Raw genomic sequence first — 17,606 nt, 5'->3', positions numbered from 1 at the left:
ACAGAAAAACGGCGAATAAGTTCAGCACGCAGATCGTTGCTCATAAGAAGTGAGCCAGTAGCAAAGGGAAGAGGGAGAGCATCTTGAATCGACAAGATGATAAAAAGGCGATGTTCGATATTATGCCGGCAGATACAGAATTCTCTGCTGTGAAACCATCATTATCACGTCGGCTCATTAATAAGACTTTGCAACATGCACAAGATGCAGTGGAATTTGCCAGTGATACCTCACGCAATATTGCCGGTGTGGCGGATGCGGCGCTGGATGCACTGGATCAGGTAACGCATCATACCAAGCGTGGTGTGGAAGGCATGCGCAATACGGTTCGGGACATGGTCTCGGAAACCAGTGAAGCGGCACGCCAAGTGGCGTTGGCGATGGCAAGGGCTTCTTTGGGCAAAAGTAGTCTGACCCTGTATTTGCCGGAAATGCTGCTGAATAACCAGATTCGCAAGCGCATGGATCGCTCTGAAATTGATGATATTAAAATTGAATGCGGCAATGACCGTTTTCATATTGAACTGGATGGGCATTACCGTCGCTTTTTATACCGGCTTTCACTGGAATTTAATGTGTTGGAATGTCGGATCGGACAGGAAAAATATTTACGCTTACGTCAGGTCGATGAACATCTGGATTTACAGATTCGTCATGGTGGAACCCTGACCAACTGGGCAGCGCGTCGCGTGGGCAATGCCAGTTTTGAACTGATCAATTCCTTACCAATTCCTTTTCTGATTAATCACCTGATTCGTGATGTGCCGGGCATCCAGAAAGAAGGGCATCGCTTATGGTATATCGATCTGGAAGAAGCGGGTTTTATCGACTTCATCAATAACCGCTCGTGGATGGTCGATAAACTGTTAAACCTGACTGATTTTAGTATTTTGCCGGGTTTGAATATCTTGCAGGAAAGTCGTGAACTGGTACAGCAACTGGTGGATCAGTTTGAGATTCGTGGTTTACGCGTGCAATCGGGCCGTCTGGAAGTCCAGGTCGGGATTGGCACGGATTACGAAAATAAAAGCAGATAAGAAAAAAGCCACTGCATTGACAGTGGCTTTTTAGAATTTGGCGTCCCTACGGGGATTCGAACCCCGGTTACCGCCGTGAAAGGGCGATGTCCTAGGCCTCTAGACGATAGGGACTTATCGGAGGAGATTTACTTACAGAATATGAAACATATCGCGTGTAAGCCTAAATTCTCAGCAAGGATGATTCATCTTTGCCTTTCCTCGAATTTAGTGGCGTCCCTACGGGGATTCGAACCCCGGTTACCGCCGTGAAAGGGCGATGTCCTAGGCCTCTAGACGATAGGGACGTTTCAGAGGTGGGCGTATATTAGGGTGAATCGGGTGGGGTGTCAAACACTTTTCTCAAGAAAAATTAAAAAAACCAAACAAGTGTTTAAAAATAAAACATATCGAGGAATAAATAATCAAAAATAAGCAGTTAAGCTCAAAAATATAAAAAAAGGGTTTTGCTCCAGATATAAAAAATGCAGCTTAAGCTGCATTTTTTATGGAACAAATTATTGGCGATGACGATAGAAAATGTAATGGCTCACATAACATGCGGCAATAAACAGCAAGCAACCAATAAAACCTGCTTGCATTTCCGGATCGGCTGCCATACTTAACCCTGTAATCAAACAGAAGATAAAACCCAAGATTGGGACGATCGGGTAAAGCGGCGCAGCAAATTTTAAATCTTTTGCAGTATGTCCGGCCTTGTACCATTGACGTCTGAAGTTAAATTGACTCCAGCAGATACTCATCCACACGATCACCATGGTGAATGCAGCCACCCCAAGTAAATTCTTGAAAATGGTCTCAGGTGCAAAGTGTTCTGATAACAAACCTGGAATTGCACCAAACATGGTGACGACCAGTGCAATGATAGGCGTACCACTCTTTGACAAGCGAGAGAAAACGCTGGGTAGCTGACGCTGATCGGACAAAGACCACATCATACGTGATGCCGCATACAGGCCTGAGTTGGCCGCTGAAAGCAGGGCGGTGATAATCACGAAGCGGATAATATCGTCGGCATAAGGAATACCGATGTAATTAAACACGGTCACGAACGGACTGCTACTCACGCCTTCACCGCCTAAACCTGCCACCTGGAAAGGAAGCAGTGCACTAATCACGATGATGGTACCGACAAAGAAAATCAATAAACGCCAGATCGCGGCATTGATGGCTTTGGGTACATTTTCAGCAGGATCTTTGGTTTCACCTGCGGCAACACCGATTAACTCGGTGCCCGAGAAAGCGAAGTTCACGATCAGCATGGTGGTGAAGATGGGAATTAAGCCTTGTGGGAACCAGCCATGGGCGGTCAGGTTATGAAATAGCGGTGCCGATTCATAACCATGGAACGGGATCAGACCAAAAATAGCCATCAAGCCTAGAATGATAAAGGCAATTACGGTCACCACTTTGACCAGCGCTAGCCAGAATTCAGATTCGGCAAACATACGGGTTGAGGTTAAATTCAGACCCAGAATGGTAACGGCAAAGATAATGGTCCAGATCCACATGGAAATATGGGGAAACCATTCCTGCATCAGCAGGGCAGCAGCGGTGAACTCGGTCCCTAAGGTCGCAGTCCAGGTGAGCCAGTACACCCAGGAAATCATGTAACCTGTGCCTGGACCAATATATTTTCGAGCGTATGCACCAAAAGATCCAGCAACAGGCATATGTACTGCAAGTTCACCTAGACAGAGCATGACCATATAGGCAATCAGACCGCCGAGAATATAGGCAATAATTGCACCAATCGGTCCAGTTTGCGCGATAACTTCACCAGAACCTAAAAACAGGCCGGTACCAATTGCGCCGCCTAAAGAAAGCATGACTAAATGGCGGGTGCTCATGGCACGCTTTAGCGTTTTGGGTTCTGTATTCGCATTTGAGTTGGAAGATTGCATACGACAATTTGTCCAAGCATAGAGAAGCGGCTATTTTATGGAAAATTCGAAAATGTGCAATCTGCTTGAGGCAAGATTGTAAGAAAAATATAATTATTATCAGACAGAATATGGCGTCCCTACGGGGATTCGAACCCCGGTTACCGCCGTGAAAGGGCGATGTCCTAGGCCTCTAGACGATAGGGACAGATGAGGCAACACACAAAGATTTGAGCATAACTGTGCTTCACGCTTCCTATTCGGAAACGGTGGTGGAGCCAAGCAGGATCGAACTGCTGACCTCTACAATGCCATTGTAGCGCTCTACCAACTGAGCTATGACCCCAGAATGTGTGAGCGCAATATTAGGGGGAATGCGCTCACACGTCAATCATTAAACTGAATTAAGTCTCACTATTTGCATCATTTTTCGGCAATTTTAGGGATTCATTCAATTTTTCCCAGACTTTCAGTTCTTTCTTGCTCGGCGCACCCACAATTTCCAGGGCATGACGTAAGCGGGCAAAGGTCAAATCAGGTCCAAGGGTAACCATAGCCTGCATCACTGGGGTTGAACTGGTTGATCCGGCAATGGCAATAAAGAAGGCCGGCATGAAGTCACGCAGTTTGACTTCCATCTGGTTGGCCAGATCCATCAGGGTCTGACTGACGGTGTCATTGTTCCAACTGAACTGGCTTTCTAAACGCCAGATGGCAAACTGTAAACTTTGACGAACCTGTTCTTCGCTCAGTTTTTTGCTTTCGAACTGTTCTTTGCTGATTTGTGGCATATGGTTGAAATAGAAACCTGCCCAGTTCACTGCCTCAGAGAGTAAGTTAATACGCGGTTGAATTGCAGCCGCAATATCTTCAAGGGTTTGACGGTCGCTCTTCCATGCCAGTAAACGGTCTAGCAGTTGTCCCGGTGTCAGGCCTTTAATCCACTGACCGTTAAGCCAGTTGAGTTTTTCAACATCAAAGATCGGACCACCAAGAGAAACACGTTGCACGTCAAAATTCTCAATCATGTCTTTTAAGGTAAAGATTTCACGTTCATCCGGCATTGACCAGCCCATGCGACCCAGATAGTTCAGCAAGGCTTCTGGCAAGACGCCGATGTCACGATAGTAGTTGATTGAGGTTGGGTTTTTACGTTTAGACAGTTTGGATTTGTCCGGATTACGCAACAACGGCATATGGCACAATGTTGGCATGTCCCAACCGAAATATTGATAAAGCAGCTGGTGTTTGGGTGCAGAAGGCAACCATTCTTCACCACGTAATACATGGGTGATTTCCATTAAATGGTCATCTACCACGTTCGCAAGGTGATAGGTTGGCAAACCATCGGTTTTTAGCAGGACTTGCATGTCCACTTGTGCCCATGGAATTTCAACTTCACCACGGAGTAAGTCATTGATTTTACAAATGCCTTCTTCCGGTACTTTCATCCGGATAACATGAGGTTCGCCTGCTGCAAGACGACGTTGTACTTCTTCTGGTGAGAGTTTTAAACCGCGACCATCATATTTTGGTGTTTCACCACGTGCCTGTTGTTCTGCACGCATTTGATCTAATTCTTCTGCTGTTGCGAAACAATAAAATGCATGGCCTTTTTCAACCAGCTCAAGCGCATATTGCTTATAAATACCCATCCGTTCTGACTGGCGGTAAGGCGTATGTGGACCACCCACATCCGGGCCTTCAGACCAGTTCAGACCCAGCCAGCGCAAAGAATCCAGAATCATTTTTTCAGATTCTGGTGTAGAGCGAAGCTGGTCGGTATCTTCAATACGTAAAATGAATTCACCGCCATGTTGCTTGGCAAAACATAAATTAAACAACGCGATATAGGCGGTGCCTACATGCGGAAATCCTGTCGGAGAAGGAGCAATACGGGTACGGACTTTCATAAATGATCGGAAGTTAAATTAAAATTGAAACTATTATAACGAAAAAGCCTAGTCACAACAGGACTAGGCTTCATTTAAACATGTGAGGGGCACATATTTAAAAATTATGAGCTATGCGGCTGGAATATGGTTTGAACGAAACGTGAAAAACGCTCATGTTGACTGGCAAAAAAAGTCTGGGTTGGTGTAGTGCGAATGGTATTTAACATTTTTAGCTCGTCATCTGTTGACGGTAGCATGCTGGTATTGCGTTTTTGCTGATCCAGTGCTTTGACGATCAAGCTTGAAGAAGATTTATCAAGCGTTTTTATGTTATTGCTTTCTTTAATTGCAGCTGCATGTCCAGCTTGAACAGAACATAGCAAAAATAAACTTATATATACTGTTTTCTTCAATTTTAATGTTGGCATCGCTAACATTCCCCTCTTGAATTTGAGTCTATAAGACTACCAAACTACTATACTATTGCTTTAATAATACGATTTAAACATAAATCTTAATAAAAAAGTAGAACTAAGTCACACTTTTTACAAAAATCTTAAAATTCAACACATCCTTCTCTAGAATTATAGCATTCTGGCTACTTTGTATACACGCGCAATTTAGCAAGCAAATGTGTAGAAAAAGTGGAGAATGATAATTTTTCTCATTTTTGCTTCCAGATGTTGTTTTGGCTACTTTTTATCCAGACTATCCATTGCTACCTTAGCTTAAAAACTGAAAAGCAATAAATTTATTGATATAACTGCATGATTGTAAATTATTTTTAAATAAATATAGTGATTACAAATGGGGTGGGCTGGATCAATAAACAATGAAAACAGTAATTGCAGCAGCATTATTGGCGCTGGGCTTAAATGGGGTGGCGCAAGCCGCGACGACATTTTTAAACGTGTCTTATGACCCGACTCGGGAATTTTATCAGGAATATAATCAGGCCTTTGGTCAATACTGGAAACAACGAACCGGTCAGGAGGTTGATTTCAAACAGTCTCATGGCGGCTCGGGTAAACAGGCACGTTCTGTGATTGATGGCTTGCAAGCCGATGTGGTGACTTTGGCTCTGGCAAATGACATTGATGAAATTGCCAATGCCGGTTTAATCCGTAAAGACTGGCAAAAACAGTTTAAGGATAATTCTGCACCCTATACGTCGACCGTGGTTTTTCTGGTACGTAAAGGTAATCCTAAAAATATTCGCGACTGGAATGATCTGACCAAAGACGGGGTGGAGATCATTACGCCAAATCCAAAAACCGGTGGGGCGCCGCGCTGGATCTACTTATCGGCTTGGGGCTATGCCTTGAAACAGCCGGGTGGAAATGATGCCAAAGCCCGTGAGCTGGTGAAAAAGCTTTATCAGAATGTCAAAGTCCTGGACTCTGGTGCACGCGGTTCCCTGACCACCTTTGCTGAGCGTGGCATTGGTGATGTATTGCTGTCCTGGGAGAACGAAGCCTTATTGGCAACGCAGGGTTTAGGCAAAGATAAGTTTGACATCATCTATCCTTCAATTTCAATTCTGGCGGAGCCTTCAGTGGCAATCGTGGATAAAACGGTAGATAAGAATGGTAACCGTCAATTGGCACGTGGCTATTTAAACTTTCTTTATTCGCCGCTCGGTCAGGAACTGGCAGCAAAACATTATTTCCGTCCACGTAATCCTCAGGTGGCAGCCAAATATGCCAAACAATTTCCCAAGATCAAATTATTCAATATAAATGACGTGTTTGGCGGCTGGGCAAAAGCGCAAAAAACCCATTTTGTAAATGGTGCGGTTTTTGAACAGATTTATGCGGAAAAACCATAAATTTGGTCTTCATTCAGATCAACATAAAAGATTGAAAAGCAAATACCGAAGGTGTTTGCTTTTTTATTGCATGAAAAATGACAAGAAAACGGTTTTATCTATGAAAAGTTAAGAATTCTCTACAAAAAGTCGTTTGGTGCTGGCGTAAAACAAGGTGATAATGTGCAGTTACATTTTCAGCTGTTGATTCAATTCTTATGTCGCATATTTCTGTCTTACTTCATGAAACCGTTGATGGCGTATTGGCAGGTCGCGATACTGGTATTTTTGTCGATGCGACCTTTGGTCGTGGGGGGCATACCAAGCTTTTATTGTCAAAACTTGATCAGAATGCGCGCGTCTATGCCTTTGATAAAGATCCTCAAGCGCTTGAAGTTGCAGCACAATTAGAACAAGAGGATCCGCGGTTTAAAATTATTCATGCCAGCTTTGCCGATCTGCAGGCTGAGCTTGCCAAGATTGGCATTACCGAAGTTGATGGCATTATGGCTGACTTGGGCGTGTCATCACCACAGCTCGACCAGGCAGAACGTGGTTTCAGTTTTATGCAAAACGGGCCACTGGATATGCGTATGGATAATTCGCAAGGCCCAACTGCGGCAGAATGGCTGCTTGATATTGAAGAAGAAAAACTTGCAAACATTATTTACCAATATGGTGAAGAACGTTATAGCCGCCGTATTGCCAAAGCCATTAAACTGGCAGGCGAAATGACAACAACAGCTCAACTGGCAGAAGTGGTTAAAACAGCACATCCAAAATGGGAAAAGCATAAGCATCCGGCCACACGGACTTTTCAGGCCATCCGGATTGCCATCAATAAAGAACTCGATGATATCGAGACATTCTTGCCGCAAGCGGTTGCCTTGTTAAAACCAACGGCGCAGCTGGCGGTGATTAGCTTCCACTCTTTGGAAGATCGTCTGATCAAGCAATTTATTCAAAAAGAATCGAGTCTGGCCGAAGATTCAGGTTGGGGCATACCTCAAGCGCAGGTTGATACTCGACGTTTAAAGAAAGTTTCTCGTATTCGTGCGAGTGAAGCAGAAGTAAAAGCAAATCCTCGCTCGCGTAGTGCATGGCTACGTGTGGCGGAGCGTTTAGAGCAAAAAGGCTAACAATGAACAACAAGAATGACGACGACGTTTTACCAAGCAGCAAAAAGGGACTGAAAAAAGTCGTTGTATATGCTGTACTCGTTGCATTGGTCTTTACCAGTGCAATGATGGTGGTGTTTCAGGTCTTTGAATATCGTCATGATTATCGTGACTTAAGCGCCTACATGCGTGAACGCGATGATCTGAATGCAGAGTGGGGCCGTTTACTGATCGAGCAGCAAACCTTTGGTGCCACAGCACAGATCGGTTCTCGGGCCGTGACCCAGCTGCGTATGTTCTCGCCACCCGCTACGCAAACTGTAGTGATTTCTTTACCTATGACTTCAAAGCAAGATAAATAAGGCATGCTGTATGGCAGATAAAAGAAGCAAACCAATACGAAAAAAACAGCAGTCGATTTCAGAAAGACCAACACTTGCTTTGGACATGTGGCGATTTTATTTGCTGTGGGGCACGGTGCTGCTTTGCTTTGTGGTCTTGGTCGCACGCGCCTTCTATGTGCAAGTGGTCAATAAGGACTTTTTACAAAATAAGGCCAATGCCAATATCTTGCGTACCGAACGTCTTGAAGCGATGCGTGGCGTGATCAGTGATCGTCATGGCGTGCCGTTGGCGATTAGTACCCCGATCATGAAAATCGTGATCGACCCACGAGATTACTGGGAAACCAAACAGCAGTTTGATGAAATCACGGCCGAGTTAAAGAAAGACCCGAATAACCGTAAATTAAAACGCCAATTGCCCGATAAAAACCTGAATCTGGATGAACTGGCCGATGCGGTTGGTGTTGATCGTGCAGATTTAAAGAAACAGATGCAGGCACGCCCTCGTTCACGTTATCTGGTACTACAAAAAGAAATTCCACCCCAGCAGGCTGACCTGATTACCAAACGTAATTTTCAGGGCGTTTATGCCGAGAAGAGCTATAAGCGTTACTATCCGCAACCTCAGCCTAATGCACAGATTATCGGCCTGACCAATAGTGAAGGGGTGGGCATCGAAGGTCTGGAAATGCAGCTGAACAAACAGTTGTCGGGTGTGGATGGTGAGCAAAAAATCATTCGGGATAAAAAAGGTAACCGTCTTAAAGTTTCTGAAGTGATTAAAGAAGTCGAATCAGGCGAAAATATTACCCTGAGTATCGACTCGCGTTTGCAATACATTATGTATCGCGAACTGACCGCAGCAGGTGTGGCCAATAATGCCCGCTCTGCCACCGCAATTGCGGTTGATGTCAAAACCGGTGAAATTCTGGCGATGACCAGTTGGCCGTCTTATAACCCGAATGACAAAAACGGTCTCAGCAACAAAGATGCCATGCGTAACCGTGGTGCGATTGACATGTTCGAGCCAGGCTCGACCATGAAGCCGTTTACCGTGGCCGCAGCCTTGGAAAGTGGTAAATATACACCGTCGACTATTGTCAATACCTCACCAGGTTCGATGCGTTTAGGCTGGCATACCATCCGTGATACGCATAACTACGGTGCCTTGACGGTGTCTGGCGTGATTATTAAGTCGTCAAACGTCGGTTCAGCCAAGATTGCCTTGTCGCTGCCTAAAGATACGGTTCCTTCTTTCTTTAGACGTGCTGGTTTTGGGCAACGTTCTGCGGTCAAATTCCCGGGTGAAAGTGCGGGTCTGCTCTATTCCGGTAACAAGCTGAATCCTTCACAACTGGGAACCATGGCCTATGGTTATGGTCTGAATGCGACCATTTTACAGGTGGCACAAGGCTATGCCATGCTGGCGAACCATGGCGTGCAAATGCCATTGAGTTTACGCAAACTGGATAAGGCACCTGAAGGCACACAAGTGCTGGCACCTAAAATTGCCGATCAGGTCCTCACCATGCTGGAGCAAGTCACCATGCCGGGCGGTACTGCCAAGCAGGCCGTAATTCCGGGTTACCGTGTCGGGGGTAAAACAGGGACTGCACATAAACTGCGTGCAGACCGTAAAGGCTACTCCAACAGTGAATACCGTGCCTTGTTTGCAGGGGTTGCGCCGATCAGTGATCCGCGTCTGGCGATCATTGTGGTGGTTGAAAACCCGCAAGGTCGTTATTACGGTGGTCTGGTCGCTGCCCCTGTGTTTGCACGCATCATGCAGGAATCATTACGTCTCCTCAACGTACCTTTAGATAAACCACTTGATACTTCTATAAAATCCAATCCGTAGGTAGATTATGTCGATTAGTTTTCAACAGATACATCCGATCAGTATTGATGCGGCTTGGTCTACCCAACCTTTTCAGGGTTTTTCTCTGGATAGTCGTAAGATTGAAAAGGGGCAGATTTTTATTGCCCTGAGCAGTTATAGCCAGCCAGAAAAAACACGCCAGTTTGCCCAGAATGCCTTAGATGCTGGGGCATTGGCGATCATTAGTGAAACGGCTTTAGGCTTTGCCAATGAGTGGGTGTGTCCTGAGGTTCGCTATCACATGGGCGAATGGCAAAAGCAATATTTGCAGGCAGTCGATCCGGTAGCGTCATTACGCGGTATTGCGGTGACGGGTACCAATGGTAAAACCACCATTTCTCGTCTGATTGCCGAGCTGATTAGCTCGCAAGGTCAAGGCTGTGCGGTGATGGGCACCACCGGTAACGGGATTTTACCCAACTTAACCCCATCTACACATACCACTTTAGATGCCTTGCAATTGCAACATGCACTGCATGATTATGCCAAACAGGGTGCGCATTTTGTCGCCCTGGAAGCCAGTTCACATGGTCTGGAGCAAGGCCGCCTCAACGGTTGTGAGCTTGAAATTGCGGTGTATAGTAATTTAAGCCGTGACCATCTGGATTACCACGGTACGCTTGAGGCCTATGCTGAAGCAAAAGCCTTACTGTTCAAATTTACGACTTTAAAAGCTGTTGTGATTAATCTGGATGATGCACATGCACAGCTTATGTTGGATGCAGCACGAACCAATCCATCGCAACCTAAAATCCTTACCTATTCTTTGACGCAAACCTCTGCCGACTATCATATTGCTGATCTGCAGTATCGTTTAAGCGGGGCAAGTTTTACCCTGATCAGCCCAACCGGTGCTTATGCAGTACACAGCCCACTGCTGGGACATTTTAATGTTGAAAACTTATTGGCGAGCCTGATTGCAGCCGAATATGCAGGTTTCGCACTGGCAGATATTGTGCAGTTTGTGCCGCAACTAAAAGGTGCCCCTGGCCGTATGCAGGTGATTCAGGATGCCGAGCGTCTATTTGTGGTGGATTATGCCCACACACCGGATGCCTTGATTCAGGTATTGACCACATTAAAACGTCATGTCACTGGGCAGTTGTGGGCGGTATTTGGTTGCGGTGGCGATCGTGACCGTGGCAAGCGTCCACTCATGACGCAGGCCGCGCTTGATCATGCCAATCCGGTCATGCTGACCTCGGATAATCCACGCACTGAAAATCCTGAACAGATTTTTGCCGATATGAAGCAGGGCATTGATTTTAGTGCACACGTCATACATGAAATTCATGATCGCCGTGAAGCAATTAAATTTGCCGTAGCGCAAGCCCAAGCCGGAGATATCGTGGTGATTGCGGGTAAAGGCCATGAAAACTATCAGGAAATCGATGGCGTGCGTCATTGGTTTGATGATGTGGTTGAAGTGCAGTCTGCCATTGCTGCGCAACCGCATTCGCTAGATTCTGCTTATCCTGTGCAATAGTGTGAAAAAAGGTAAATAAAAAACCATGCATACCTCAACAACCAGTACTGTTCCATTAGAAGCGTGGACAGCAGAACAATTACAACAAGCTACTCAAGGGGAGTGGTATCAGCAGAATATTCCGCAGGGTAACATTAAGCGTATTTTGACTGATTCACGTCATGCCGAGGCTGATGATGCATTTCTTGCATTAAAGGGCGAGCGTTTTGATGCACATGACTTTGTCGCGCAAGTCGCTGCACAAGGTTGTCAGATTGCCATCGTAGAGCATCCTGTCGAGGCTGATATTGTACAGCTCGTCGTAAAAGATACACGCTTGGCATTAGGACACCTTGGAGCCTATCGCCGTCAGCAAAACCAACAGTTGAAAGTGATTGCCTTAACGGGCAGTAGTGGTAAAACCACCACCAAAGAAATGTTGGGCAGTATTTTATCGCGTTTAGCACCGACCCTGATTACCCGTGGCAACCTGAATAATGATTTGGGTGTGCCGATGATGTTGCTGGAACTACGTCCGGAACATCAATATGCGGTGATGGAGCTGGGTGCCAGTCATCAAGGTGAAATTGATTACACCTCGAATTTGGTACAGCCACATGTCGCCGGCATTTTGAATATCGGTACGGCACATTTGGGTGAGTTCGGTGGACGCGAAGGGATTTGCCGCGCTAAATCGGAAATCTATGCGCATATTTTGCCGCAAGGCACCGCCATTGTTCCTGCACAAGATGATTATGCAGTTACTATTCGTGAAAATGCCCAGCCCCATCCGACGCTGAGCTTTGGTGAAGGCGGTGATATTTTTGCGACAGAGATTCAGCTTCATCCTCAATCGGCACAGTTTAACTTGCATACGCCGCAAGGTGTTCGTGCGGTAAATTTGCCATTTGCTGGCGCGCACAATGTACAGAATGCCACTGCTGCTGCCGCTTTTGCTTTAGCACTGGGTATTGCACTGGATGATATTGTGCAGGGCTTGGAGCAAGCACAAGGTGCCAAAGGTCGTCTGAACTTTATTCAGCAGCACAATCACCTGTTTATTGATGACACCTATAATGCCAACCCGACCTCGATGCGTGCAGCAGCACAGGTGCTCTTGCAGCAGCAGGGCTTAAAAGTCATGGTGATGGGCGATATTGGTGAGCTGGGTGACAGTAGCTGGCAAGAGCATCATGATCTCGGCCGAGACTTGGCATCGTTACCATTAGAGCATCTGGTTGTCGTCGGTGAATTCGCTGAAGCAGCGCAACAAGGTTCATCTCATTCAGCAAAGCTACATGCCTTTGCAACACAGGCAGAAGCCTTACCGTTTTTAATTAATTTAGTCCAAACACATCAACCCCAGTCAATGAGTTTCCTGTTCAAAGGGTCTCGTTATACCCATATGGAAACGTTGATGGCTGACTTGATGGAGAAAATTTAAATGTTGTTATGGTTATTTGAACAATTGGCGGACTATAACAGTTCGTTTCAGGTTGTTCGTTATTTAACATTGCGCTCTTTGTTGAGCTTACTGACTGCCCTGACGATTGGTCTGGCCTTAGGCCCGGTCATGATTCGTAAATTACAGGCACTCAAGTATGGTCAGGCAGTCAGCTCTTTTGCGCCAGAAAACCATGCCAAAAAAATGGGAACCCCAACCATGGGCGGGATCCTGATTTTACTCTCTATCGGGATCAGTACCTTATTGTGGGCGGATTTATCCAATCCTTACGTCTGGATCGTGCTTGGCGTGATGGTGGTGTTTGGTGCAGTGGGCTGGGCTGATGACTGGATTAAGGTCCGTTATAAAGACAATGCGGGCTTACCTGCGCGCAAGAAGTTTTTCTGGACTTCGGTGGCGTCTCTAGGAGCCGGTATTGCCTTATATGTGATTGCAAAACAGCAAGATAGCGCAGTGCATACCGCGAATATGCTGGACTTGCTGATTCCTTTCTTTAAGAATCTTTCAATTCCGTTGTCAGTATTCCCTTTAGGTTTGGCATTTATTGTCTTTACTTATCTGGTGATTAACGGCGCATCGAATGCAGTAAACCTGACCGATGGCTTAGACGGTTTGGCAATCATGCCGATCGTGATGGTTGCGGCTGGCCTAGGCGTATTTGCTTATTTATCGGGGGATATCCGTTTCGCCGAATATCTGCATATTCCTTATGTCAAATATACCTCTGAGCTGGTGGTGATCTGTTCGGCAATGGTCGGTGCCGGTCTGGCCTTCCTCTGGTACAATGCACATCCGGCACAAGTCTTCATGGGTGATGTCGGTGCGTTGGCACTCGGAGCGATGCTTGGTACCATCGCGGTGATGGTGCGTCAGGAAATCGTCTTTGCGATTATGGGCGGTGTCTTTGTAATGGAAGCCATTTCGGTATTCTTGCAGATCGGTTCATTGCGTATGCGTAACAAACGTGTGTTCTTGATGGCGCCTCTGCATCACCATTATGAAAAACAGGGCTGGAAAGAAACCCAAGTGGTCATCCGTTTCTGGATTATCACGATTTTCCTGGTCGTGTTAGGCTTAATGACCTTAAAATTACGTTAAACCAAGATTCAAGAAAGAAGCTGGTATTGACCAGCTTTTTTTATGTTTGGAGAAAATAGATGAGTTTATTGATGTGTCCTGTTTGTCGCCAATCATTGAATTTGGTAGAGAACTCATGGCGTTGTAAACAAGGACATCACTATGATGTCGCAAAACAGGGCTATGTCAATTTACATGTGGTGCAACATAAACACAGCAAGTCACCGGGTGATACACCTGAATCGGTACTGGCGCGCCGTGAGTTTCTGCAAGCCGGTTTTTACCAGCCTTTACAGCAGGCGGTGGTCGAGATACTGCAACAGCTTCAACCTGAAGCGGTACTGGACATTGGGTGTGGTGAGGGCTACTACACCAGTGCCATGCAGGCGCAGACCAAGCAATGTATTGGGGTGGATATTGCCAAGACGGCGGTACAGCGAGCAGCCAAGCTGAATGCAAAAGTGACTTGGGTGGTGGGAACGGGGGCTACCTTGCCTGTTCAGGACCATTGCATTGATCTATGCACCAGTCTGTTTAGTCCAATTCCTCAAGATGAAATCATGCGGGTGCTACAACAGGATGGATATCTGATTGTAGTCACGCCTGCGCCACGTCATTTATATGATTTGCGTGCTGCCTTGTTTGAGCAGGTGAACCTGCATGAACCACAGAAGTTTGTGGAGCAGCTTGAGGCGCAGTTTGAGCTCAAACAGGAACAGGTGGTGGAGAGTGTCATGTCGCTGGATCAGCAGGCTTTAAAAAACCTGATCGCCATGACACCCTATGCTTATAAGGCCAATCCTGAACGACGCAAACTGCTGGAGCAGTCGCCACAATTCGCAGCAACGGCAGCCTTCCAGATTTATCTGTTCCAGAAAAAAAACAAGCCATCAATTTGATGGCTTATTTTTTTCTTATTGAATCTGATTAATCAGATTCTCAATTCCGTCACGCTCTTTTTGAGGTGCCGGATTGTTTGAGCCCATTGCTGGTGGCTGCTTCTTCGCAGGCGTGATTGGACGTTCCTCACCGACGCTTGGTGCTGTGGTGCCAGGCAAGTCAGAAAAGTCATTTTCGGTTGAACGCGTTGGCGCTGGTGGTGCCGGGCGATACATTGGACGAGCCAGCGGTGGCGAAGCACGATATTCTTTTTTGTCTTCGCTTTGCTGGATCTGTAACTTATCGCGCGAAATCGGATCTTTGGCGTCTTTATCCAGACGTACCCAGGCTGATGGTGTGTCTTTTAAAGACTGACCCATGAAGTTGGTCCAGATCGGAAGCGCAGCAACCCCACCATACTCACGACGACCCAGAGTGCGCGGCTGGTCAAAGCCCACCCAGGCCACAGCAACTAACTTGCCGTTAAAGCCTGCAAACCAGGCATCTTTGGCATCATTGGTGGTCCCTGTTTTACCGCCCAGATCATCACGGCCGATTTTCATCGCTGCACGTCCAGTACCGTGCTGGATTACATCACGAAGAATGTTGGCCATATCATAGGCCGAGCTTGATTTCAGGATGCGTTGCGCCTGACGGTAGTCACCATTTGGTTTGCTGGTCTGTGCAGTATCGGCAGCAGTCCGTTCAACATCAGATGCCGCATTGACATCATCCAGTGTCTCATTGGTAATTTCTTTGACGTCATCTTTTTTGCTTGCATCCGCCGTTGCTTGCTTCGCACTGTTATTTGCCGTGGCAATACATGGAATACATGCATATTCAGGCTTGGCTTCATAAATCACTTTGCCATACGCATCTTCAATACGGGTGATAAAGTGTGGCTGGATACGGTAACCGCCATTGGCAAAGGTCGCATAACCGGTTGCCATCTGGATCGGTAATACCTGTGGCGTACCTAAGGCAATGGTGTAGTTACGTGGAATCTGGTCATCTTGTAAACCAAAATCCATAAACAGTTGGCGGGCACGCTCGATGCCGACATTTTGTAATAAACGCACAGAAACCGAATTTCGTGACAAATACAGTGCACGGCGTAACGGAATCATACCAAGATAACGACCATCGGCGTTTCTTGGTGACCATTTACCAATGGTGATCGGACTGTCGTTGACCATGCTGTATGGCGTCATACCACGTTCTAAAGCCAATGCATACACGAAAGGCTTAATGGTCGAACCAGGTTGTCTCCAACCCTGTAAGGCACGGTTAAATTTTGATTGATAGAAGTTATAGCCACCTACAACCGCTTCAATTGCACCGTCATTCGGATTAATGGCAATGAGCTGGCCCTGTACTTTAGGTACTTGAGTCAAAGCCCATACCGTTTTGCCTTCATTTGGACGTAGACGCACAATATCTTTAACTTTAACAATCTGCGAAGCATTGGATGGCGCACCACCGACGCTATTGGCATTGCGATATGGACGTACCCAAGACATGCCTGACCAGTTCACGGTTACGGTTGAACCATCCTGCATCAAGGCTTCAAAGGAATTATTATTCACTTTGGTGACTTGCGCAGGGTAGGTGTTGGCATAGGCCATGAACTGTTTTAACGGTTTGTCATGTGCTTCTGGACCGCGCCAGCCATGACGACGGTCATAGGCTTCCAGTCCGTTTTGAATCGCCTGTTCTGCATAGCGCTGGCGGTTGCTGTCAATGGTGGTATAAACCTTATAGCCCGAATCAATCGCCTGTTCGCCAAAATGCTCAACTAATTCGGAACGGACCATTTCCCCGACATAGGGAAAAACGTTACTGACAGAGCGATCTACCATGTTGAGATTGATCGGCTCGGCAACAGCTTGCTGATATTGGTTCTGGTTGAGATAACCCAGTTGTAGCATACGGCCCAAAATCCAGTTACGGCGCTCGAGCGCACGGTCTGGATTCACCACCGGATTATATTTTGACGGCGCTTTTGGTAAGCCTGCAATCATGGCCATTTGTGCGGTGGTCAGCTCATTCAGGTTTTTGTTGTAATAGATACGAGCCGCCGCAGCGATACCATAGGCATTTTTACCCAGGAAAATTTTATTGACATAGGCCGTCAAGATTTCCTGCTTGGTCAAGTTCTGTTCGATTTTTCGTGCCAGAAACACTTCCGTCAGTTTACGTCTAAGCGTACGGTCCGGACTTAAATAATAGTTTTTCGCAACCTGCATGGTAATGGTTGAGCCGCCAGTCTGCACATCCGAGCCCGTAACAGATTCAGTTAAAGCTCGCCCCAAGCCTTTAAAACTGATGCCGTTATGCTCAAAAAATGAAGAGTCTTCTGCTGCAAGGAAACCATGAATGAAGGTTGGAGGAATCTGTTCATACTTAACAGGAATGGAGAGTTTTCCGCCGTATTCCGCAATCAACTTATTATCAGCCGTATAGACCTGCAATGGTTTTAATAAAGGCGCTTTTTTTAATGAACTCATATCTGGCAATGATGGCGCGAGATAGAGATACATGCCATAAAATCCCATTGGAAGTGAGACTAAGATAATAATAATGATCAAAAAAAATGGGCGAACAATACCAGAACTGGATAGCTTTTTCATAATAAGTAAGTTTTAATAAGAGCGAATGGCAAACTAATTGTGGTCAGTATATCCTTTAGACATGCGGATTGTTAGATGAGTTATTGTATCCGTATCAATTAAAGACCAAAACAAAATTAGTATGTTG

12 protein-coding genes, 4 tRNA genes and 1 pseudogene are annotated in these 17,606 nt (G+C 46.2%); 9 read left to right on the top strand and 8 right to left on the bottom strand.

Annotated elements, in window-relative coordinates:
• The first annotated feature begins 83 nt into the window (after positions 1 to 83).
• Positions 84 to 1,037, top strand: a complete 954-nt coding sequence (locus tag MSG93_RS07000) for a hypothetical protein (RefSeq protein WP_420714303.1) — start codon at positions 84 to 86, stop codon at positions 1,035 to 1,037.
• A gap of 38 nt (positions 1,038 to 1,075) precedes the next feature.
• Here MSG93_RS07000 and MSG93_RS06995 read toward each other — a convergent pair.
• The 7 genes from MSG93_RS06995 to MSG93_RS06965 all read right to left on the bottom strand — a co-directional run bounded on the left by MSG93_RS06995 (position 1,076) and on the right by MSG93_RS06965 (position 5,243).
• Positions 1,076 to 1,151, bottom strand: a tRNA-Glu gene (locus MSG93_RS06995).
• A 97-nt stretch (positions 1,152 to 1,248) separates the two neighbouring features.
• Positions 1,249 to 1,324 (bottom strand) — tRNA-Glu (locus MSG93_RS06990).
• Positions 1,325 to 1,534: 210 nt separating this feature from the next.
• Positions 1,535 to 2,941: an amino acid permease gene (locus MSG93_RS06985; RefSeq protein ID WP_005227689.1), complete on the bottom strand. Its 1,407-nt coding sequence runs from the start codon at positions 2,939 to 2,941 to the stop codon at positions 1,535 to 1,537.
• 111 nt (positions 2,942 to 3,052) lie between these two features.
• Positions 3,053 to 3,128 (bottom strand) — tRNA-Glu (locus tag MSG93_RS06980).
• A 62-nt stretch (positions 3,129 to 3,190) separates the two neighbouring features.
• Positions 3,191 to 3,266: transfer RNA gene (locus tag MSG93_RS06975), tRNA-Ala, on the bottom strand.
• 58 nt (positions 3,267 to 3,324) lie between these two features.
• Complete coding sequence (gene gltX / locus MSG93_RS06970; RefSeq protein WP_324621128.1) at positions 3,325 to 4,833, bottom strand: glutamate--tRNA ligase; 1,509 nt, start codon at positions 4,831 to 4,833, stop codon at positions 3,325 to 3,327.
• Between the two features lie 104 nt (positions 4,834 to 4,937).
• Positions 4,938 to 5,243, bottom strand: a complete 306-nt coding sequence (locus MSG93_RS06965) for a hypothetical protein (RefSeq protein ID WP_005227687.1) — start codon at positions 5,241 to 5,243, stop codon at positions 4,938 to 4,940.
• A gap of 404 nt (positions 5,244 to 5,647) precedes the next feature.
• Between MSG93_RS06965 and MSG93_RS06960 the strand changes: the two genes are divergently transcribed.
• The 8 genes and pseudogenes from MSG93_RS06960 to MSG93_RS06925 all read left to right on the top strand — a co-directional run bounded on the left by MSG93_RS06960 (position 5,648) and on the right by MSG93_RS06925 (position 14,869).
• Positions 5,648 to 6,643 carry a sulfate ABC transporter substrate-binding protein gene (locus tag MSG93_RS06960; RefSeq protein WP_324621127.1) on the top strand — a complete coding sequence of 332 codons (996 nt, stop codon included), beginning with the start codon at positions 5,648 to 5,650 and terminating at the stop codon, positions 6,641 to 6,643.
• Between the two features lie 197 nt (positions 6,644 to 6,840).
• On the top strand, positions 6,841 to 7,761 hold the full coding sequence (gene rsmH / locus MSG93_RS06955; RefSeq protein ID WP_324621126.1) for a 16S rRNA (cytosine(1402)-N(4))-methyltransferase RsmH: 921 nt from the start codon (positions 6,841 to 6,843) through the stop codon (positions 7,759 to 7,761).
• Between the two features lie 2 nt (positions 7,762 to 7,763).
• On the top strand, positions 7,764 to 8,102 hold the full coding sequence (ftsL, locus tag MSG93_RS06950; protein WP_005227681.1) for a cell division protein FtsL: 339 nt from the start codon (positions 7,764 to 7,766) through the stop codon (positions 8,100 to 8,102).
• A gap of 10 nt (positions 8,103 to 8,112) precedes the next feature.
• Positions 8,113 to 9,946 (top strand): annotated as a pseudogene (gene ftsI / locus MSG93_RS06945) (penicillin-binding protein PBP3).
• 3 nt (positions 9,947 to 9,949) lie between these two features.
• Positions 9,950 to 11,449, top strand: coding sequence for a UDP-N-acetylmuramoyl-L-alanyl-D-glutamate--2,6-diaminopimelate ligase (locus MSG93_RS06940; protein ID WP_324621124.1), 1,500 nt, complete (start codon positions 9,950 to 9,952; stop codon positions 11,447 to 11,449).
• 25 nt (positions 11,450 to 11,474) lie between these two features.
• On the top strand, positions 11,475 to 12,872 hold the full coding sequence (locus MSG93_RS06935; RefSeq protein WP_324621123.1) for a UDP-N-acetylmuramoyl-tripeptide--D-alanyl-D-alanine ligase: 1,398 nt from the start codon (positions 11,475 to 11,477) through the stop codon (positions 12,870 to 12,872).
• Entirely contained in the window at positions 12,873 to 13,991 is a 1,119-nt protein-coding gene (mraY, locus tag MSG93_RS06930; RefSeq protein ID WP_005227668.1) for a phospho-N-acetylmuramoyl-pentapeptide-transferase, read from the top strand.
• A gap of 59 nt (positions 13,992 to 14,050) precedes the next feature.
• The gene (locus tag MSG93_RS06925) at positions 14,051 to 14,869 is read left to right on the top strand and encodes a putative RNA methyltransferase (RefSeq protein WP_324621122.1); all 819 of its coding nucleotides are present in this window, start codon (positions 14,051 to 14,053) and stop codon (positions 14,867 to 14,869) included.
• Positions 14,870 to 14,884: 15 nt separating this feature from the next.
• Here MSG93_RS06925 and ponA read toward each other — a convergent pair whose 3' ends face one another.
• A complete protein-coding gene (gene ponA, locus MSG93_RS06920) occupies positions 14,885 to 17,479 on the bottom strand; it encodes a penicillin-binding protein PBP1a (protein WP_324621120.1) in 2,595 nt (864 codons plus the stop codon).
• Positions 17,480 to 17,606: the final 127 nt, after the last annotated feature.

The sequence above is a fragment of the Acinetobacter sp. IK40 genome (genome assembly GCF_035615075.1).
GTDB lineage: Bacteria > Pseudomonadota > Gammaproteobacteria > Pseudomonadales > Moraxellaceae > Acinetobacter > Acinetobacter courvalinii.
This window is presented reverse-complemented; position numbering and strand designations above follow the sequence as displayed.